Source organism: Streptomyces sp. NPDC002911 (genome assembly GCF_053591835.1).
Genome location: NZ_JBSFUO010000005.1, coordinates 39,002 through 58,444 on the forward strand (window position 1 = coordinate 39,002; position 19,443 = coordinate 58,444).

Annotated in this window: 14 protein-coding genes and 3 pseudogenes; 6 read left to right on the forward strand and 11 right to left on the reverse strand. The window is 68.8% G+C overall.

The window, feature by feature from the left end:
* Positions 1-57 precede the first annotated feature (57 nt).
* The 4 genes and pseudogenes from ACWD04_RS10110 to ACWD04_RS10125 form a co-directional block, all read right to left on the reverse strand.
* Positions 58-1,026 (reverse strand): annotated as a pseudogene (locus ACWD04_RS10110) (pectinesterase family protein); the annotation flags it as partial.
* Between the two features lie 204 nt (positions 1,027-1,230).
* Positions 1,231-2,025 carry an ATP-grasp domain-containing protein gene (locus tag ACWD04_RS10115; protein ID WP_451130547.1) on the reverse strand — a complete coding sequence of 265 codons (795 nt, stop codon included), beginning with the start codon at positions 2,023-2,025 and terminating at the stop codon, positions 1,231-1,233.
* A gap of 114 nt (positions 2,026-2,139) precedes the next feature.
* Positions 2,140-2,205: pseudogene (locus ACWD04_RS10120) on the reverse strand (hypothetical protein); the annotation flags it as partial.
* 168 nt (positions 2,206-2,373) lie between these two features.
* Positions 2,374-3,345 (reverse strand): arabinan endo-1,5-alpha-L-arabinosidase, encoded by a 972-nt coding sequence (locus tag ACWD04_RS10125; RefSeq protein WP_451130066.1) that lies wholly within the window; start codon positions 3,343-3,345, stop codon positions 2,374-2,376.
* A gap of 493 nt (positions 3,346-3,838) precedes the next feature.
* Here ACWD04_RS10125 and ACWD04_RS10130 point away from each other — a divergent pair, with 493 nt between their 5' ends.
* Complete coding sequence (locus ACWD04_RS10130) at positions 3,839-5,791, forward strand: family 43 glycosylhydrolase (RefSeq protein ID WP_451130068.1); 1,953 nt, start codon at positions 3,839-3,841, stop codon at positions 5,789-5,791.
* Positions 5,792-6,058: 267 nt separating this feature from the next.
* Here ACWD04_RS10130 and ACWD04_RS10135 read toward each other — a convergent pair whose 3' ends face one another.
* The gene (locus ACWD04_RS10135) at positions 6,059-6,691 is read right to left on the reverse strand and encodes a class I SAM-dependent methyltransferase (RefSeq protein WP_451130070.1); all 633 of its coding nucleotides are present in this window, start codon (positions 6,689-6,691) and stop codon (positions 6,059-6,061) included.
* 525 nt (positions 6,692-7,216) lie between these two features.
* On the opposite strand from ACWD04_RS10135, the gene ACWD04_RS10140 reads away from it, so the two are divergent.
* Positions 7,217-7,402, forward strand: a complete 186-nt coding sequence (locus ACWD04_RS10140) for a hypothetical protein (protein ID WP_451130072.1) — start codon at positions 7,217-7,219, stop codon at positions 7,400-7,402.
* Positions 7,403-7,450: 48 nt separating this feature from the next.
* Here the strand turns inward: ACWD04_RS10140 and ACWD04_RS10145 are convergent, their stop codons facing one another.
* Positions 7,451-10,000, reverse strand: a complete 2,550-nt coding sequence (locus ACWD04_RS10145; RefSeq protein ID WP_451130074.1) for an NACHT domain-containing protein — start codon at positions 9,998-10,000, stop codon at positions 7,451-7,453.
* 1,026 nt (positions 10,001-11,026) lie between these two features.
* A complete protein-coding gene (locus tag ACWD04_RS10150; RefSeq protein WP_451130076.1) occupies positions 11,027-11,587 on the reverse strand; it encodes a TetR/AcrR family transcriptional regulator in 561 nt (186 codons plus the stop codon).
* Between the two features lie 108 nt (positions 11,588-11,695).
* On the opposite strand from ACWD04_RS10150, the gene ACWD04_RS10155 reads away from it, so the two are divergent.
* Entirely contained in the window at positions 11,696-12,382 is a 687-nt protein-coding gene (locus ACWD04_RS10155; RefSeq protein ID WP_451130078.1) for an SDR family oxidoreductase, read from the forward strand.
* Positions 12,383-12,501: 119 nt separating this feature from the next.
* Here ACWD04_RS10155 and ACWD04_RS10160 read toward each other — a convergent pair whose 3' ends face one another.
* Positions 12,502-14,010: an esterase/lipase family protein gene (locus tag ACWD04_RS10160; protein ID WP_451130080.1), complete on the reverse strand. Its 1,509-nt coding sequence runs from the start codon at positions 14,008-14,010 to the stop codon at positions 12,502-12,504.
* 732 nt (positions 14,011-14,742) lie between these two features.
* On the opposite strand from ACWD04_RS10160, the gene ACWD04_RS10165 reads away from it, so the two are divergent.
* Complete coding sequence (locus ACWD04_RS10165) at positions 14,743-15,021, forward strand: hypothetical protein (RefSeq protein ID WP_451130082.1); 279 nt, start codon at positions 14,743-14,745, stop codon at positions 15,019-15,021.
* Positions 15,022-15,075: 54 nt separating this feature from the next.
* On the opposite strand, the gene ACWD04_RS10170 is transcribed toward ACWD04_RS10165, so the two are convergent.
* The gene (locus ACWD04_RS10170; protein WP_451130084.1) at positions 15,076-16,059 is read right to left on the reverse strand and encodes a trypsin-like serine peptidase; all 984 of its coding nucleotides are present in this window, start codon (positions 16,057-16,059) and stop codon (positions 15,076-15,078) included.
* 266 nt (positions 16,060-16,325) lie between these two features.
* Entirely contained in the window at positions 16,326-17,087 is a 762-nt protein-coding gene (locus ACWD04_RS10175; RefSeq protein WP_451130086.1) for a hypothetical protein, read from the reverse strand.
* A gap of 350 nt (positions 17,088-17,437) precedes the next feature.
* On the opposite strand from ACWD04_RS10175, the gene ACWD04_RS10180 reads away from it, so the two are divergent.
* Together ACWD04_RS10180 and ACWD04_RS10185 are read left to right on the forward strand one after the other, a co-directional pair.
* On the forward strand, positions 17,438-17,704 hold the full coding sequence (locus ACWD04_RS10180; RefSeq protein WP_451130549.1) for a hypothetical protein: 267 nt from the start codon (positions 17,438-17,440) through the stop codon (positions 17,702-17,704).
* 271 nt (positions 17,705-17,975) lie between these two features.
* Complete coding sequence (locus ACWD04_RS10185) at positions 17,976-18,887, forward strand: hypothetical protein (RefSeq protein WP_451130088.1); 912 nt, start codon at positions 17,976-17,978, stop codon at positions 18,885-18,887.
* A 121-nt stretch (positions 18,888-19,008) separates the two neighbouring features.
* Here the strand turns inward: ACWD04_RS10185 and ACWD04_RS10190 are convergent.
* Positions 19,009-19,392: pseudogene (locus ACWD04_RS10190) on the reverse strand (helix-turn-helix domain-containing protein); the annotation flags it as partial.
* Positions 19,393-19,443: the final 51 nt, after the last annotated feature.

Below are 19,443 nucleotides of genomic sequence, written 5' to 3' on the forward strand. Positions count from 1 at the left end.
GTCCAGAGTGGGAGTCGAAGCGCTTCGACTCCCGGTACCGATCCTGCCTACCGTGACTCAGGATGCCGAGGGTGTCCAGCCTGCCAGCCAGTCGGCGGTCTCCTGCTGCGCGGCCTGGGAGTCGCTGAGCTGCGGCCGGTTAGTGCTCGCCGAGCCGGATCCGGGCCCGGTGTTCTTGTACTCCGCGAAGCGGTCGTCCTTCCAGGAGAAGCCGCTCATGTCCGTCCATGGAGCGGACTTGACCGCTGAGCTCAGGGTCGTACCACGGAAGGTGGCCATCGGGTCGAGCGAGGCGTCGCCGCCCGCGTGCCACGGCCGGCCGAGGTGGAAGGACGACGCCGAGACATCGCCGTTGACGGTCGAGCCGGTGATCAGGAAGCCCTTGCGGTCGGCGGCCGTGCTGGGCGCGGCGATGTAGCCGGCGGAGCTGCCGTCCCACCGCTTCTTCAGTGTGATGACCGACCTGTCGATGACTGCGGTGGCGCGTCCGAAGATGAAGTCGACGTTGCCGATGACGTAGGAGTTGGACATGTACACGCGGCCGAGTGTCGTCTTGGAGGCGGTATCGAGCAGCAGGGTGTCCTGGTCGCCGGTGACGATCACGGAGTCGAGGAAGACCTTGTCCGCGGCGGTGCGCAGGGCGACGGCCTGGAGCCCGCTCATGTTCTGGTTGGCGGCCTCGTCGAAGTCGTTGGAGATCGTGAGGTTGCGGGCCTGGAAGCCGTTGGCCTCGGCCGCGACGGTGGCGCTGCCGCTGGTCCCGTAAGTACCGGAGCCGTCGGGCTTCCGGGTACCGGAGGCGTTGTTGTAGACGATGACGGTGTCGTTGCGGCTGGAACCGCTGCCCTGGAGGGTGACGTTCTGCTTGGTGGAGGGGATCTTCACCAGTTCGCGGTAGGTCCCCGGCTTGATGGAGACGATCACCCGCGCGGTGTTGCCCGCGGGGATGGCGTTCACCGCGCCCTGCACCGTGGTGTATTGCCCGCTGCCGTCCTTGGCGACGGTGACGGTGGTCGCCGCCGCCGCGCCGGATGCCGACCCGAACGTCTGGAGGCCGGTGACGGCCAGGACCGCGGTCGTCGCTGCCGTCAGTGCCCTGCGCGGTCCGGGCCGGAAGGCGGTACGTCGTCTGTTCGCTTCCATGGCGTGATCCGTTCGCTCGGGGAGAGAGAAGTGGGGCTCCGCGGAGTAGTCGCCGCCGCCACCCCGAAGGTTGCCGGGGTGGCGGCGTCACATCCGCCGGAACCTGGTGTCCCGCGCCCGGACAGCGGTCGCGGGGCCCGCCGAGCGGAGCACCACGTCGAGGGCGCGGGCGGGGTCGGCGGCGTACACGTTGCTGAACCAGGCCATGTTGGCCTCGACCACCGCCCACCGCCCCTCCCCCGCGGCGCCGTCTCTGCGCATGAGCCCCACGTCGAGCACCACCCCGCTCGGCAAGGTGTCCGCGTACGCCTCGGCCAGCGCCCCGGCGAATGCGCGCACCGCGGGCTCGTCCGCGTGGCCCGTCAGCGGTGCCACGTCGAGCCGGCCGAAGGTGGCGTACTGCGAACCGGTCCGTATCTCCCCGTCCAGCAGATGGAGCCGGAACTCCTTGACCCAGGTGACCACTTCACTGACCTGGACGAACGGGTCGTCCTGGGAGCCCGCGGGGACGGGCAGGGCGCTGCCGTCCGCGTACACGGCGGCCGGGAAGCTTTTGTCGGTGGGCGGCTTCATGAAGAGCGGACCTGGTGTGCGGCGGGCCTCGCCGAGCGGTAGGCACCGGACGTGGCGGCCGGTGAACGCGTACGGCAGCGCGTCGAGCCAGTCGTCGGCCGGCTCCAGGAGGGCGGCCCCGAGGCGGCCGACGGCAGAGGCTGCGAAGTGCGGACCGCCGTAGTAGTGCGTCCGGGTGTCTGCCGGCGGGCGGGCAGGGTGGCCGTCCTGCGGCAGGACGGTCACGTCCATGCCGCGCGCACGCGCCGCACCGGCCAGCAGGGCGGCTGTGACGGAGCGGTGCGGGGCAAGGGCGAGGAGAGCAGCCATGCCGCCGCAGCTTACGGGCACCGGCCCATGGGCTGCGGCCGGCCTGGGTCGGACCGGGGCGAGCTTCCACTGCGGGCAGGTGTTGCTCAGCCAGGTCCACTGCCGTACGTCGGCGCCGTCCGACGTCGAGCGGGCCGCCACGCCGGAGACCTTCCCGGTGGCCTGGTTGACGATGCGCACCCAGCCCCCGGACCGGTGGTGACGAACCGGAAGTGCTGGCAGGTGTTGTCGAGCGCTCGCACAGGTGCCGTCATGGTGAGAGATCCAGGGGTCGGCCCCTTCTGCGTCTTGACCGGGTTGACGTCGGCTGCCCCTGGGCGAGCGCCAGCGGGAGAACGCTCGGCAGGGTCAGTAGGCGACGGGCCATCCGCTGCCCCAGTTCAGGAGGTTGACTCCGAGCTTCGGGGTGCCGTTGTCCTGGCCGTCGTAGTAGTGGTAGACGAGCAGGTCCCCGTCGGAGTCCGCCAGGATCGACTGGCCACCGGGGCCGACGTAGCGGCCGTGCGACTCCATGACGGGCGTACCGCCGTTGCTGAGCATGCTGACGCCGTTGCGGTCCTTGTAGGGCCCGGTGACGCTGGTCGCCCTGCCCACCTTGATCTTGTACGTCGAGCTGGTGCCGGCGCAGCACGTGTCGTACGACGCGAAGAGGTAGTAGTAGCCGTTGCGCTTGATGATGGAGGGTGCCTCGACGGCTTTGGTCCCGGTGGGCCGGGAGGCGAGCGAGCGGCGGGCGGTGTCCCCGGCGTACTGCTTGCCCGTCGACGGATCGATCCGGATCATCTTGATCCCGGTCCACCAGGAGCCGAACGACAGCCACCACTTCCCGTCGCCGTCCACGAACAGGTTGGGGTCGATGGCGTTGTAGTCGCTCGAGGAGCTCGACGTGTACACGATCCCGTAGTCGGACCAGCTGCCGGCCTGCCCGGTCGTGGAGGCCGCGAGGCCGATAGCCGACGTGTTGGAGCCGAAGGACGAGACGGCGTAGTACATCAGGTACTTGCCGCCCTGGTACGAGATGTCCGGGGCCCAGGGGTCGGAGGCAGATGAGTAGTTCTTCCACCAGCTCGGCTTGGTGGTGAAGGCGTTACCGGACCGGCCGAAGGCGGTGCGGTCGGTGGAGGTGCGGAGCTGGAGGCCTTCACCGGTCGAGTAGAGCAGGTACTGGCCGGAGGAGCTGCGGATCATGCTGGGGTCGTGGACGACGATGTCGCCGTTGACGACGCCCGGGTTGGGGTAGGCGGACGCGCTGCCGGGCAGGAGGGCCAGCAGGAACGCGGCAGGGAGTACGGCGAGGCTTCTCCTCAGAGTGCGGCTCACGAGGAAGCTCCTTGTCAGTCGGGGATGGGGTGCATCCCGCAGTCGCCGCCGGTACCGCATGGGTTGCCGCGCGCCACTCACTTTCTCCGACAAGCCGGACGTCGTCCGAAATCCTGAACGGCGCTGCGGCGAGGGGGAGTTGCCCTGCCCGACGTGTGTGCGTCCGGCCCGGAAGCCCTCCCCGCCGACCGCGCCCCACGCGAACCATCTCCAGCGGCAGCCGACGGACGTTCGGAATCCGGCGACGGCATGGTCACTCCTGATTTCTCGTGAGGTCCGAGGTCCCGAGGTTCCGGCACGAGCGGGGTGGACAGTGCCCCGCGCCCATGTTCTTATGCTGCACGTCGCCTGCGTTTCCAACGTAGTACAAGCGCTCCACCCCGAAGTGACGCATCCTCACCGTACGGCCCGCACCACCCTTGAGATAGCCCTGACGTCTTTCCACGCACCTCGCCCGACAACGTTGTCGCTCACGAGAAAGGCCTTCGCCCTCATGGTGCGCACCATCCGCAAGCTCTCCGTCGCCCTGACCGCCGCCGCCCTGCTGGCCGGCTTCGCGCCCTCCCTCGCAGGAGCCGAGCAACCAGCCGCCGCCCGGCCGGCCGCCGCACCGGCGCCCAGCACGGCCGAGGCCGGGAACCCGCTCGTCGAAGGGTGGTATGCCGATCCGGATGTCGCGGTCTACGGCGACCGCTTCTGGATCTACCCGACCACATCACGCAGTTACAGCGAACAGACCTTCATGGACGCGTTCTCCTCGACGGACATGGTGAACTGGACCAAGCACTCCAAGGTGCTGGACATCGCCGACGTCTCCTGGGCCAAGTACGCGCTCTGGGCGCCCGCACCGGTCTTCCGTGACGGCAAGTACTACCTCTACTTCGCCGCCAACGACATCCAGACCAACTCCGAGCACGGCGGGATCGGCGTCGCCGTCGCCGACCGCCCCGAGGGCCCGTACAAGGACGCCATCGGCGGTCCGCTCATCTCCCAGTTCCACAACGGCGCCCAGCCGATCGACCAGGACGTCTTCATCGACGACGACGGCCAGGCGTACATGTACTACGGCGGATGGGGCCACGCGAACGTCGTCAAGCTGAACCCTGACATGACCAGCCTCGGCACCTTCTCCGACGGATCGACCTACAAGGAGATCACTCCGGAGAACTACACCGAGGGCTCCTTCATGTTCAAGCGCGACGGCATGTACTACATGATGTGGTCCGAGGGCGGCTGGACCGGCCCGAACTACTCGGTGTCGTACGCCATGTCGAACTCCCCGACCGGCCCGTTCCAGAAGATCGACAAGGTGCTGGCCCAGGACCCGGCCGTCGCCCGTGGCTCCGGGCACAACTCGGTACTCAACGTGCCCGGCACCGACATCTGGTACATCGTCTACCACCGCCGCCCGCTGAGCGAGACCGACGGCAACCACCGGGCCCTGGCCTACGACCGGATCCACTTCAACAAGGACGGCACGATCCGTCCGGTCACCATGAAGGTCAAGGACAACTTCGACGACGGCAACGCGGTCGGATGGCGCACGTACGGTGATGCCGACTGGACCCCTGAGCGCGATGCCTACTCCGCCGCCTCGGCCGCCGGCGGCTTGTCGCTCCAGGACACCAACTTCTCGGACCTGATCTACGAGGCCGACGTGACCCTGCGGCACGGCCGCAGCGAAGCGGGCCTCGCCTTCCGTGTCACGCAGCCGGGCACCGGCACCGAGGGCTTCCACGGCTACTACGCCGATCTCACTCCGAACGGCCTGGTCCTCGGCAAGGCGACCGGCGACAAGCGGACGCCGCTGGCAACAGCGCGGCTGACGGGAGCGGTCGGCAAGACCCACCGGGTGAAGATCGAGGCGATCGGCTCGTCCCTCAAGGTCTACGTCGACGACATGGCCGAGCCGAAGATCAGCACGACGGACGCCGGCTTCACCTCCGGCGCCAACGGCGTACATGCCGCCCGGCTGTCGTCGAAGGCCGGTGCGGCGGCACCGAGCAGGCCCCTCGCACGCTTCGACAACGTCGCGATCCGATCGAACGTGTTCAGCTTCGAGGCTGCCGACGCCCCGAACCAGTTCGTCCGGCACGCGTGGAGCCGCGGCCGGGTCGACGCCGACGTGACGCCGTACGCCGACATGCAGTGGAAGGTGGTTCCCGGCCTGGCGGATCCGTCGGCCGTGTCACTGGAGTCGGTCAACTTCCCCGGCACCTTCCTGCGGCAGCGGGACGGAGAGGTGTGGATCGACGCGCGCACGGACGACGCGGGTTTCCGCGCGGACGCGACATGGCGACGCGTACCCGGACTCTCCGACCGGTCCCTGACATCCTTCGAGTCCTACAGCGAGCCCGGCCGCTTCCTGCGGCACCGCGACGCGCTGTTGTACGCCGAGGACGTCACCGCCACGCATCGGCCCGACGCCACCTTCAGGGCTTGGTGACTTGATGAGGCGGCCCGGCCGGGTGATGCCGGGCCGGGCCGGCCGACCGCGGCGGCCTGGAACAGCGCTTCGGCCAGGCGTCGGTGGATCTGCTGCGCGGGGCGGACAGCGAACCGGCCGGCCTGGATGCCTGGGTGGACTTCGAGACCCGCTCTGCGGGTACTGCCGCCTGTTGGCGGAGATCACGGGCAGCGCCGGCGCTTACTCCGGAGCATGGCCCGTCACACTGCGCCGTCGCTCTCCCACCCTCTGATCCACGTGGTCCTGTCAGCCGTTGCTACGGAAGACGAGTAGATAGCGCCAGAAGAGAAGCCTGCGGATACTGCATCCCGGCAGCAGCACCGCGGCCTCCCGGCGAATCTGCGGCAAGGACACGGCTGGCTGTCTCACCGGCGCCTTCACCCGTTCTCGACCAGTCGCGGCAGAGACAGGGCGAATCTTGTTCTTCACCGCGACGGCCAGCCTGGCGACGGCGTTGACGGGCGAGGCTGCCAGGCTCCAAGCCCAGTCGAGCCAGGTCTTCTCCGGATAACAGCCCAAGATCACGAGGACGCCACCGGGCGCAAGCGCTTCACGCAATGCGGCGACCGTGTCGAACGGCATGTGATGGATGCTGGCGAGGCATGAGATGAAGTCGTAGTGCTCCATGGGTAGTTCGACTTCGGTGACGTCCGCGTGCTGGAAGCGCAGGCCCCGGTCACCGGCTACCCGCGCGGACAGTGCGCGTGCCTCCGCGATGGCCTCCTCCGAAGGATCGACCGCATCAACCTCCAGGCCCAGGTGAGCGAGTCGACGCGCGAACCGACCGGTCCCACAGCCGACATCCAGTGCCGCACCGCAGTTGCGCGGCACCTCGCGTAAGAGCAGACGGTGATAGTGGTCGTTGTGATCAAAAGGCATCCCCCGACCCTGCCACAGCGGACACGCTCAGCCCGCCCCTTCCACCAGCGGCAGGACATCGATGTCCCCATGGCTCCGGATCCGGCCCCGCCCACCGCGAGCTCGATCGCGAAACCTCCAGCCACTCACCAGCAGGGCTCCAAGCCGGAAAACCTCGCGACAACCTCGCTCGGAGAGGCGGGGCCCACCTGCCGAACGGAGCCCTGAGACGTCATGCCGCCCATTCTCCCCTGGCTGCCCGTGAGCCGACGCACACCGCCGTTGATCACGAGCAGTAACGGACCCGGGAGTCGAGGTCGTCAGGTCCTGGAATACCGACTACTCGATCAACGGCTCACACCAGTCCCGAGGCCGGACCTGTTCCGCCGCAGCACCCCCACCGAAGGCGGCTTCTGCGCCTTTCGGCGTGTCATCGATGGGTGCGCCTACCTCTGAACCCTGGGCTCAGGGCGGCTCACGCGGAGATCCTCGCCCAGCGCACCCGCAACGGCGAACTCCTCGGACATAGACGAGACTTGCAGGCCGATGGACCGAAAAGGCCACCCGCGGATCACCACCGAGAACTCCTCTCTCGCACAGCGGATCCGCCGGCTCACCGCCGACAGCCGCACCCTCGACGAGCAGCTGAAGGCCTCCCGTTTTAACCTCCGTTTCCGAGACCAGCGCATCTCCGACCTCGAAGCGCGCCTCGCCGACGGATCAGTGACCTGAACAGAATGTCGGCGACCCGCCCCGCCCCGCGCCTCGGTAAGAGGTCCATCACCTCCCCGCGGGGGGCCGCCATCGTTCGTCTGCGAAGCGTACGAGCGCGTCGTGCAGTTCGGGCGGGGTCATCGCGTCGTCAGGGTCTTCGGTGGGGCAGTCAAGCGGCCACAGGGCGATCCAGCCGGCTCCGTTCACACGGATCCGCGGCCCCGGGATGGCCTCAGGCCTCAGCCGCAGGTGGAGCATGACGGTGCCGTCACTTTCGCCGAGCGGCGGTTCGTACGGCCGAGCCGCGACCTCCGCGACATCCCGCCACTCGAAGCGTATCGTTCGCTTGCCCGCTGCGAACTCGATGCCGCCATCGTCGAGACACAACTCGGCCTTGCGCCAGGTGAGTGGCGGGATCAGCAGGTCGATGGCGAGCGGAAGCGCCACGAAGAAACCCACGGTCGACCAAGCGCCGGGATCGTGCCAGCCGTCCTCGACGGTGATGATGCCGATCCACACCAGCGCAAACGTCCACATCGCCACGTACTGGAACGGCTCCCCCCTGGAGCGCCTGACCCCGACGTAGCCGGGCATGCGTACGGACTGCGGGGTAATGCTCGCCGCGGGAAGCGGGCGCAGCGGCCAGGGCGCGCGGGTGGCGGGGCGCCGCCGACGGGACGCCGGGGCGCCACCGCCGCGCTGATTAGCTGCGAGGCGTGCCTGGAGTTGGGCGTGGCGGAACTGGTAGACACCGCCGACCTGCCGTAGCAGGCCCACCCGGCGCGCGTCCTCGAGGAACGCCATGGTCGACCACGGTAGCCTCCCCAGGCCCGCGAGCGTCACCTTCGCGAGCAGCCACTGCGTCCAAGGGCTGAATGCCACAATCACCGCAGCCACACCCGCGGTTCCAGAGAGCCAACTGCCGAGCAGCACTCTGTGGTCCGGGCCCTGGACGATGAACAGGGTGCCAATGGCCCCGATCACGGGCGCGACACCCAGCAGCATCAACGCCGTGCTGGCCCGCTCGCCGCTCAGCAATGCCCGTGGTCCCACGGCCTGAGCGGTGTCGGCCGGTGCGCCGACGACCATCATGAGCAGCGCCGGAACGATGAAACCCAGCGCCAGAAACGGTTCGTCCCGGGTCAGGAGGAGGGCGATGGGCGTCAGCACTACAAGGAACCAGAACAGGCCCGAAATGCGGGAGCGGTGCCTGCCGAACGCGGCAAGCCGACGGGGTAGCGGCCCCTTCCACAGCTGAGAGAGCAGGAGGAGCATGCTGCCCACTGTCCCGAACATCATGGCGGCGAAGGCTCCCGCCGCCGCCTGGAAGGCCAAAAACGGATCGCCTCCGGTAACCCAACCGTGGAACCGCGTGGAACCTGCCATCAGCAGGACGTAGCCCGCCACCAGTGCCGGCGCCTTGAGGACCGTCGGTGGCTTCGAACGGTGAAGCTCCCACCAGGCGAGCTCCCTTGTCCCGGTAGCAGTGAGATGGCCTGCGAGGAAACCGAGTGCACGCTGCGCCTGCGAGTGTCCCCACTCGCGTATCGGGTGAGGCTGATGGGGCGAGGCCGGCCCGGAGGGGAACGCCGCGAGAACAATGGAGTCGAGCAGGTGGCGCTCGACGGCAGCCAGGTCAGGGAAACGGGACTCGTCGGCGAGTTCGCGAGGTTCGGCGTCCGGGCGGGCGTACACCGTGCGGGCCAGCCACAACATGAGCGGGGACGAGAGTGCTCTGGCCACTGTGGCTTCGGGGTGGTGCGTGAGGTGGTCCAGGAGCATCTGCCACTGCTGGGTGCGCTGCGGATGCGAGGAGCCGCGCAGGTACTCCGCCGCTGCGCCGGCCCCCACTGGCTGCGCCCTGATCACCGCCGCCGCCTGTAACACAGCCTCTTCTTCAACCAGTTCGCTGTACTCCGCCGTGCGGGAGGTGAGGATCAGCGGAGCGCCATCCGCGCCTGCCTTGTTGAGCCCGGCCAGCGCAGCGGACCGGAGTGGGCGTGACAGTTCGTCCAAGCCGTCGAGGACCGGCAGCACCCGCCGGTCGCGGACCAGCTCGCGGATCCGGGTCCGGTCGAGGTCCCTGGTCAGGCCCGCATACTCCTCGTGGATGCGGCGTGCGAGCCAGACATCAAAGTGCTCTTTGCCCGCGTCCCAGGACGACATCAGCAGCGGTACGGGGACAGGCCGCGCCGCGTCCTGCAGGCTCAGCAACTGCAGCGTGAGCAAGATCGCCAGGGATGTCTTGCCCGCGCCGGGAGCGCCGATGATCACCAGGCGCTGGGCGGGCAGAGCCCAGAAGGCGGCGGCGAGTTCAGCGAGGCCCGCAGTGCTGCCGGTGAGGTCGGCGCCGACGTGCTGGCGGTGGTCGGCGACCGTCCAGTCGGCCTGCCAGCCCACCGCGAGCCTGGCGCTTCCGGTCAGGCCCCGGGCCCCCGCCTCGTCCCGCCACTGGGCGAGTACCACGCGCGCCAGCTCGGCGGCGGCGCGGTCCTGCGACGTCTGCGGCGGCGGCAGATGCAGGTGGAGGGCACCGAAGTCTCGGCCCTGGATCACATACGTCGCGCTGCCGCCGGAGAACACGTTGTGCACGTCGCCCCGTACATGCTCCGACATGGCCGCTCAGCCGGTTCTTCTCTGTGGCTGGCAGGAAAGCTCCACCCGGCACACCCCCGTCATGTCCGCGTTGTGCTCATTTCCCTGCCCTGAAACCGGGCTGTCCAACCGGGCACGCCGGCACAGGCAGGTGGGCCGTTGCCGTTCGCCCCAGGCTGACGCAGCCTGGCCAGGCTGGCGGCTCTCTGTATCATGGCTGGTTGAAAGTAATAGGGCCGCGGAAGTCCCGCCCCATGATGACGGCCGCCTGGTCGCCACCCGTGATCCGGCTGCGGACGTCTCCGACACCGGTTCGCACCGCAGCGTCCTCCGCGCCAGGTCGCGAGATCCTCGTGGAAGGCGTCGTCGTACGTGGCCCGCAGCAGGAGCACCCGAGCGAGCGCACGCGCACGCTCCGCACTCCCTGGCCGGCAGCACGGCGGGCGCAGCGGGACAGCAGGTCTGGATGTCACTGCGTGACATCGTTCGGCGCCGCACCGTAACATCAGAAGATCGGCCGCAATCGCTTCCATACGTCCTCCGCCCTCCGCCTTTCCCTTCCGAACGCTTTCGCATGCGCCGCAGTTGCACACGGCGGAGATTTCTGGTCGCTGCTCGAACGGCACCTGGCCGACCTCGTGACAGTTGACCTCGCCCACCTCAGCCGCATGGTCGACCGAAGCCGACCAAGGTCCCATACCGGCACCAGCTGATCGACGACCGCCTCCCGCCCGCCGGCCTGATCATGGTTCATGACGCGGTCAAGCCTTCGGTCACCGCCCGCTCAAGGCGGAACTCCCCTGACTCAGGCCGAGGCGGTGCACGTAGCGGCCCTGCTCCGTCTCGGCATTCGTTGCGATGGATCACGCGGAGCGGCCACGGCTTCCACCAGCCACAACTGACAAGGTCGCGACCAGAAGGGGCCTGCGCACTGGGTGCAGCCACGGCACGTCCCTTCAGTGCGAAGCAGCTGAGCCGCGTACCCTTGGCCGGTCCCCGCAGCACGTACACGGCCCCATTGCCCGTTGCCCGGCGCCTCGCCTCTGATCAGCCGGTTTCCGACACCGCGGCGCGCGCCGCGGTGAGGATCTCCTCGGAGAGCGGGGCACCCTTGGTGGCTCGGGCCAGGACGAGCGCGCCGACCATGGTGCACAGCCGGGCGATGCCGTCCTGATCCTCGGTGGCGAGCCATCCGGCGAAGTCGCTCACCCCCTCGCTGTACACGCGGTGGGCATCGCGGCGGCCCGGTCCTCGCGCCATGTCGGCGGCGAGCGCCGCGGTGGGGCAGCCCTCCGCCGCGTTGTCGCGGTGCTCCGAGGAGAGGTAGGTGTCGATCAGTGCCTGCTGGGCGACATCGAGCTGTCCGCCATGTTGTTCGAGTCCGGCATCGCGGAGCCGGGTGAGTCCCGCGAACGCGTGGGCGGTGGCTTCGTCGATGAGCGCTTCCTTGGACTCGAACTGCTTGTAGAAGCCGCCGTGGGTCAGACCGGACGCCTTCATGAGGTCGGCGACGCTGACCTGCGTTCCCTGCTCCCTGAACAGCTGGGAAGCGGTCTCCACGACACGCCTGCGGTTCTCCTCGGCTTGCGCCCGCGATACGCGCCCCATCTGCCGCCTCCCTGGATGTCGATTGGCATCTATCGTAGACCAATGTATAGATTGCTGTCATAATCTAAAAATTGGGGCCCCTCCGGCCCACAGAATCTGGGAGCGCGCATGGACCTGAAGAACGCCGTCGCCGTGGTCACCGGCGCCAATCGAGGGCTGGGCCGCCACCTGGCCACGCAGCTTCTGCAGCGCGGAGCGAAGGTGTACGCGGCGGCCCGCCACCCTGAAGCGGTAAACCTGCCGGGCGCCGTCCCGCTGCGGTTGGACGTGACGGACGAGGAGTCGATACGGGAGGCGGCCCACACTGCCTCCGACGCGACGCTGCTGATCAACAACGCGGGCATCTCCACCGCCACGCCGCTGATCGCGGGCGACCTCGGCTCGGTGCGCCTGGAGTTGGAGACGAACTTCTTCGGTCCGCTCGCCGTTACGCGTGCCTTCACCCCGGTCATCGAGGGCAACGGCGGCGGCGCCGTGCTCAACGTCCTGTCGGTCCTGTCCTGGCTGCACCCGGCCGAACTCGGGTCCTATGCCGCGGCTAAAGCCGCCGCGTGGGCACTGACCGGCGCGTCCCGGGAGGAACTGGCGCCTCGCGGCATCACCGTCTCGGCGCTGCACGTCGGATACATGGCCACCGACATGGCCGCAGACGTCCCCGCCGATCAGAAGGCCGACCCCGCCGACGTCGCCACCCAGGCCCTGGACGGCGTGGAGGCCGGCCTTACCGAGATCCTCGCCGACGAGACCACCCGGTACGTCAAGCAGAGCCTGGCCACCTCGCCGGACGCCGCCTGAGGCGCAACTTGCCGCACCCCCGCTCCCCCTGGCACACCCTGAGTAGGAGGACGAGGGTGAAGGCCTCATGGTCCAGGCAGGCTGCCGCGATCACGCGAGCGCGTCGACTCTGCTCCCGTTCATTCCCACGGCGTCACGGTGAGCCGGAGCCGGGCGTTCTCTCCCAGGAGCGGGGTGGCCGTTTTCGGCAGTTCGATGTGGTGCTCGCGCAGGCCAGTGATGGAGGGTTCAGGGCGGTATTCCCTGATTGCGCCGGAGATGGCCGAATTCCAGGCCGCGGTGAGGGGCGGCGCTGTGGCCTCCGGGTCGCTGCCCAGGTCGACGACGAGGACGTCGTCGAAGTCGGCCGTCTGCTCAAGGTGGTCCCCGAAGGCGAGGAAGCCCTCGCGCTCCCGGAGCGACAGGATCCGCAGGTGGAGCGTGAACCGCATACTGGTGACGTCGCCGGGACGCGGCAGGCCCGTGCAGAGGAACGTGTCGGCGAGCGGGACGGCACCGGAGCCGTCCCCCGCGCCGCCGTCCTTCGTGGCATCGTGCAACTGGATCGGGCACCAGTGGTCGCCGCTGCGTTCGTACATCACCACCTGGAGGCCGCGTACCGACAGGGCGACCTCGGCCTGCCAGGCCGTGTCGGTCCGCCGAGGCAGCCGGTGGCCGACGAGCGCGGCCTCGACCCTCCGGTCCCCGAACAGAAAGCGCCGCAGGTTCTGGTAGCCCTCCTCGGAGTTGACGAGCCCGTAGGACCCGCTGTGGCTGCGGTGCACGTACGCCCGGTGGGCGCCGGGCACGTACGCGTTGTCCATCTGGACCAGGCCGTCACTGCGGGGCCCGACCACGGCGGCCGACAGGCCACGGGCCACGGCGTAGTCGGCCGGATCGGTGCCGACCAGGCAGAAGACGCGGTTGAGCGGGAACGCCAGGGGCCGGTCGGCCGGCATCTGACGGGGGTCCCAGTCCTCCGGCGGGCCGTCCGGGTCGGCGAGGGACTCGGGTGTCAGGTACTCGTACATCCGCTCACGGCCGAAGATGTCCGCGCCGCTGATGTTGGTGGCGTCGCGCAACGCCTCGAGCAGGCCGAGGCCTCGGTCGAAGGCGATGCCGCCGTGCGGGGTGCCGTAGGTGAAGAGCTTGCCGATGCACTCGGCCGGATCGCGGCCGAGGTCCGGAAGGATCTTCTGGATCAGGCAGCGGCACACCAGCCCGCCCATGGAGTGCGCGATCAGATGCACGCGGGGAGCACCCGACTTCCGCCTGATCCTTTCGATCATCTCCAACAGACCCTCCGCCGCCGTCTCCATGCGGAACGTCGTGGGCCTGCGGCCCCAGGTACCGGAGGAGACATCGTAGAAGCGATGAATCCAGATGGCGTCCTGCGGAACCGTGCCCTGGGATTCCAGGTAGAGGTCCTGTCCGCCACCCACGAGAATCTGGTAGCCGTGGTCCAGGTGGAGGCGCAGCAGGGGGCTTTCGAACTGGTGGAAGTACGGTTCGCCGCCGGGCCCGACCCGGACGTGGGTGGATCCCTCGTTGAATCCGTAGAAGGGGTCGGCCACCGCCTCGTCGATGCCTTCGGTGTCCCCGGCGAATCCCCGGACGTACACGATCGGCAGCTTCTGCACTGTGGGCATCGTGTCGCTCCGTTCGGTACGCGTCGGCGATCGGCCTCTCACGGGTGTGCACGGGCGACGTGGTCTCACCACGATTACAAGCGTCCTCCCGTCCCGGTGGTCGTGCAAAATCTCGCCGGATTGAGCCGGAGAGTCGTTGGCCAGGCAAATTGTGAAGGATAAACCGCATGCTTGTCTGTGATCCGCCTGCCCCGGAGTTCGTCTCGGCGTGCGCGAAGGTTCCTGAGCTTCACTGCCGGCTCGTCGGCTGGAGGTTGTACGGGACCACGCACCTCCGTCGCCGTTCTCACACAGCGAAGAAGCGTCAGGGGGATCCGCCTCGGAATTGTTGGTGCATTGCGGGGTAGAGGACTCGACAGCCGCCATCTCACCACCCCGGCCGCTGCCCAGGTGTTCTGCTCACGATCGAGTGCGGGATACCTTCCGGCCGGCGGTCGCCGGGGCCGATCAGGTCAACCGGGAGGTCTCGGCAGCGCTGCCGGCACTCGCGGCCCGCACTCCCCCGGGGCCGGCACCCGCGGGTGACTCCGCGAACAGAACGCGACATCGGTCAACAGCCAGGAGGCAGTCAGAGCCTCGAAGCTCGTGGCGATGACACGACCTGCGGGTCCGGGCGTGCGGCCGAAGGAAGGCGGTTCCACCGCCGCCGACGAGCGGGTCGTGGTTTTCTCCGTGTCCCGCAAGTTGTAGCGTCGGGTACGCGCTATGCGATGCGGTCAGGAGGCGACGACCATGTCCGATCCCATCCCTCCCGCCGAGTGGGAGGAACACTTCGGCCCTGGTCCCCGGCATGCGCCCGAGGACACGGTGCCTTCCCGGCCGGAGGTCGTCGAGGTCACGCCGGACGACGTCCCCGAGACGGAGGAGCACGGTACGGCCGGGCACCGGGGCAGCGGGCCGGCCGAAGGTCCCCCGCCCCCGCCGCACCTCCCGCCGGCAGAGCCGCGGCGCCCCCTGTGGCGGCGTCCTCCCGGGCAGCAGGACGACAAGGGTGAGCCCACGCAAGGCTGACGGCTCCCCCCACACAGCGGGGACAACCGTCGAGGTGGAGCGTGCCCGCCCCGGTCAGGGTTCGACCGCGAGCGCGTGGGCGATCAGATCCGGCAGCGAACGCCCACCACCCGCGGCGTTCGGGCCGCCTGCCATGCCCCAGTTCTCGGCGCTCTGATCCGCGATCGCGCGCGGGCCGCTGTCACCCGACCACCAGCCGAAGTACGGGCCGCCCGACTGGCCGGTGGCGACATCGTTGCGGTGCATGATCCGCAGCCCGTTGCGCCCTCCCGAGGTCTCGTTCACCGTGCTGTCCATGACGCCGTTGGACGTGTAGACCGGCCGGGTGCCCGAGCCGATGTCGGACGGGTAGCCGATGTGCGACCAGAAAGCCTGCCCGTTCCAGCTGGAAACGTACTCACGTGAGCCCATCCATCCCGTGCTGTCGCCCAGGTTGCCGCTCAGCACGCAGACCACGTAGTCGAAGGCGGCCTCGTTGGACGAGATCCCGTCCGCGCCGTTGACCTGCTGCCAGAAGTAGATGCGCGTGACATGGGCGGACCCGAACGGAGCGCTGGTGTCGTACTGCATGGGCGTGAAGGTCATCCAGTCCGCCCCACCTCCCGCCAGCCAGGGCACGACGTGGCTGGCGGTCACCATATGACGGCGCCCCACCATGAAGCCCGAGCCCCAGCCGCCCGGCACCGCGACCCGGCCACAGGTCCGCCAAGGGTAGGACGTGTCGTAGATGGTGGTGCGGGTGTCCGGGGGGAAGACCGTGGTCGGCTCGCCCTTGTCGTCCTGGGCTCCCTCGGTGCGGCGCCACATCGGCGCCCTGCCGCCCTCCGGGCGCAGCAGTTGCGGAAGCGCCCGCAGGGGCGCGCCCTCGGGACGATAGGGCTCGTGTCCGCTCTGGCCGTCGGCCTGGCGGGTGAGGCCGGCCTCGGAGACCTGGAAGATCTCGGGACGTGGCGGGAAAGTGTGCTCGGTCGCGCTCTGCGCGGACGCCGTGGGCTCGATGCTCGAACCCCAATTCGCTGGTGGAATCGGCTCGGACATGTCCGTCTGTCCTTTCGTGGCGGGGAGGGCGCCCGACCGGCCCGCGACGTGGACCGTCCGCGCGACCGCCTGTGTCGAAACGCGATCACAGTTAAGAGGAGGACGATGCCCGGCGCGTCCCCTCTTCGGATGAGTTGCTGAAACATCACGCGTTCGGCCTCTTTGCGGTTTTTTTCCGGACCGGATCTCCAGCGAGGAACGTTTCCGCTACAGGTCGCGCGCCTCCGGCACCTGATCGGCACTTATCGACTCGTGTGAAGAGATCGTCATTCCGGACGACAGTTTGGCGCGCCTGCTGAACAAGGTGCCTCCATGAGCTCGTCACACGACTCGACCGTGGATCGTGGGCGACGCCTCGTCGGCACTGATCGAGCCGGCCGAACCCCTCGGGGCGACAACTGGCGAACGGTCAGCAGCAGCCCGACGTCGAGGACGACTTCCCCGGCGTTGCCGAGCGCGGGTATCTGTGCGGCCGCTCCCGAGACCGCCACCATCACGGCGGCGGTGATCGCCAGCCAGGCGAACCCGGTGCACCGCCACAGCACGATCCCGGCGGAGAGAACCACCAGCCCGGTGATGATGGCCGGCAGGGGGCCCGTCGGTGACGCGGCGTCGTTCACATATCGCAGGGTGCCCGCCCAGCGCTCCGTACGCAGCGACAGGCCGATGATGTCGTGGAGCACGCCTGCTGCTACCAGGAGGACCGTGAGACCGACGGCGGTGCCTCGCACTCGCCTCCGCCGCGCCCAACGCAGCCCCGCGTGGTTCGCCGCCGACAACGACCAGAGCACCAGGAAGGGCGTCAGCAGCGCGTGCAGAGCGAAGCGGGGGACGCTGATCGTCTGCAGCAGGGACCCGGCTCCCGTCAGGGTCCCCACGGCGATCACGCCGTTGTCCCAGACCAGCGCCGAGCACACCAAGGTCGGCACAGCGGCCAACAGACCTGGTGCCACACACCAGTGACGCCCCGCGGACACCGCCAAGTACAACTGCGCGGCCGCGAACACGGCGAACACCAACGAGATCACTCAGGACTCCTTTCGCACCACCCAATGTATTTCAATGATCAAGATACTTGGTGGTCTGCGAACCTCGGAAGTTGGCCGACGGCGGCGTGGCCGAGATACCTCTGTTCGCGGCGATGAACCGCCCTGCGGATCTGGTCGACATCGCGCTGGAGGAGGTGCTGGAGCTGTCACGGTTCTCCGCCTTCGACAAGATCGGGCGGCGAGCCGAGTCAGTCGAAAAGCCGGCCGGCTCGATCGGTGAACTCCTTGGGACGCAGGTCGCGCCGGCCGTCCCTGCATCGCAGACCTCGTATGGAGGCGATTCCATGAATCGGTGTCTCATCGCCCCCGTAGGGGGTACGGAGGTGAGCATGGCTCTCGTGAAGCGTGTTGCTCTTGCTCCTCGTGCGGTACTGCAGCTGCGGCGCGTCCGCTCGGTGTACATCGCGGGAACGCTGCTGTCCGCCCTCGGCCTGCTCTCCCTCGATGACCCGGCGGGAAACGGCCGCCAGACGGCGATGGCCGGCGTCTTCCTCGTGGTGTTCGCCGCGCTCCTCACTCTGACCGCGGTGCAGCTGTGGCGGCACGGGCGCACCGAGCACTGCAGTACGGCGAAGAAGCTCACCCCGCTCCTCTGACGTCCGTCGGTACGGCTGGCTGGCTGCTCTGTGGCGCCGCGCCGCATCGCCGTATCGGCGCTGCACGTCGGATACATGGCTGCCGACATGGCCGCGGGCACCCCGCCGTACGGAACACCGACCCCGCCGAGGCAGGTCGCGATGATGCAGGCACGGACACGCCCAAGTGCAGGCACCGGCCGTTCCTGGGGCTCCCGCCGAACCACCGGTGGCTGAACGGCCTCCCTCACAGCAGCGTCCTCCGTCGGGCAGCGGTATACGCTGCTTGACCATGCGCATACCAGCACGCGGATCGGCCGTCGGCGCCACCGCAATCGCCACAGTCCTTCTGGCGGCGGTCACCGGTTGTTCGTCCGGCTCCGACGGCGGCGACGGCGGTTCCGAGCTGCTCACGGGGCTCGGAACCCTCGCAGGTGACACCAGCACGAAGCAGGTGTCCTACCTCGACGTGGCGCACGTACGGAAGCTGAGCAAGGGCGACCCGAAGCGGTTCACCTCCATCTCGGAGCCGAGCAGCCCCCTGCTGGGTACGCATCAGCCCAGTCTGCTGGGGCAACAGTTCAGGGTGGCCCAGATAAACACCGCGGTCGACACCAGCGAGGCCGGGCACTGGGAGGGTTCGTTCGACGCGTCGGCGATCACCAAGTCGCTGAAGTCCAACGGCTACACACGGGACGACAGGGATGGCCAGGAGGTCTGGACGCATCCTGGGGACGCGGGAGCCACGCTCCAGATCTCGGGGGACGAGATTTCCTATTCCACCAGGAACTCGGACCCCATGTCGGCCGTCGACCCGAAGGACGGTGCATCCCTGGCCGACGACAAGGAGTTCCGGCGCGCGGCCGAGTGCCTGGGAGACGTCTATCGCGCGGACTTCAACCCGTTGAGCTCCCCCAATCCGGTGCGCCTCGCCGCACTGGGCCAGCGGGCGTCCACCGCCGCCAAGAACACGGAAGTGCTGTGCTTCGTGGTCGAGGACGACGCTGCGGCGCAGGACCTGGAAGCCAAGCTGCAGTCAGTTGTCCGCGACGAGTCACCGGCTTTCGACGGCACGAAGGTGACCGTCGAGAAGGGCGAGCAGCCTATGGTGCGGGCCGTGGTCCCGGACACCGCCACTCAGCGGCCGGGCCGGCTGATCCGCACCGACGTGGAGCTGTGGATGGCCTCCGCCAGTGACGACTGATCAGGGTCCGGCGGTGGTACGCCGGGCGACGTACTGGCCGGCCAGTCACTGGGCGATCACACGGCCTTGATCACGGCCGCCCCGCGTGCAGGGCGGTCCGCGCGCTCGCGCTCATCGAAGCGAGCCGTCCCGGCACCGCATAAAGGCCGTACACACAGAGGGCAACCGCTTGGCCTCCAGCCGCGCAGCGTCCCGGAAGAACGGCGGGTACTGCGAACGCGCCAGCTCCTCCTTCAACGCCACCAGCAACCCACCGGCATCCAGCACCCGGTCCGCCTTGTCGACGAGCTCCGGCTGCGGAATCCGCCGTCCCTGCTCGAACGACGTAAATCGACTGCGCCGCACACCCCACCCGCTTGCCGAACTCCACCCGGTCCAGCCCCGCCCGCACCCGCGGCAGCTTCAACTGCTTTCCGAACGTGACCGCAACCCCGTTCTCCCACTTACCCTCCGGCTGCGTCCCCGACGAGGGCTGCCCTGACCACCGAACACCTTCACCGCAGATGCCAGACCGGGACCTCAGAGGCCGCCCAGGCCGGCCGCGAGGCCCGGACCG

Bases quoted from the DNA above. Each gene is read 5' to 3' on its own strand.
- ACWD04_RS10115 (WP_451130547.1), bottom strand. From the start codon at position 2,025: ATGGCTGCTCTCCTCGCCCTTGCCCCGCACCGCTCCGTCACAGCCGCC.
- ACWD04_RS10130 (WP_451130068.1), top strand. From the start codon at position 3,839: ATGGTGCGCACCATCCGCAAGCTCTCCGTCGCCCTGACCGCCGCCGCC.
- ACWD04_RS10135 (WP_451130070.1), bottom strand. From the start codon at position 6,691: ATGCCTTTTGATCACAACGACCACTATCACCGTCTGCTCTTACGCGAG.
- ACWD04_RS10140 (WP_451130072.1), top strand. From the start codon at position 7,217: ATGGACCGAAAAGGCCACCCGCGGATCACCACCGAGAACTCCTCTCTC.
- ACWD04_RS10145 (WP_451130074.1), bottom strand. From the start codon at position 10,000: ATGTCGGAGCATGTACGGGGCGACGTGCACAACGTGTTCTCCGGCGGC.
- ACWD04_RS10150 (WP_451130076.1), bottom strand. From the start codon at position 11,587: ATGGGGCGCGTATCGCGGGCGCAAGCCGAGGAGAACCGCAGGCGTGTC.
- ACWD04_RS10155 (WP_451130078.1), top strand. From the start codon at position 11,696: ATGGACCTGAAGAACGCCGTCGCCGTGGTCACCGGCGCCAATCGAGGG.
- ACWD04_RS10160 (WP_451130080.1), bottom strand. From the start codon at position 14,010: ATGCCCACAGTGCAGAAGCTGCCGATCGTGTACGTCCGGGGATTCGCC.
- ACWD04_RS10165 (WP_451130082.1), top strand. From the start codon at position 14,743: ATGTCCGATCCCATCCCTCCCGCCGAGTGGGAGGAACACTTCGGCCCT.
- ACWD04_RS10170 (WP_451130084.1), bottom strand. From the start codon at position 16,059: ATGTCCGAGCCGATTCCACCAGCGAATTGGGGTTCGAGCATCGAGCCC.
- ACWD04_RS10180 (WP_451130549.1), top strand. From the start codon at position 17,438: ATGGCTCTCGTGAAGCGTGTTGCTCTTGCTCCTCGTGCGGTACTGCAG.
- ACWD04_RS10185 (WP_451130088.1), top strand. From the start codon at position 17,976: ATGCGCATACCAGCACGCGGATCGGCCGTCGGCGCCACCGCAATCGCC.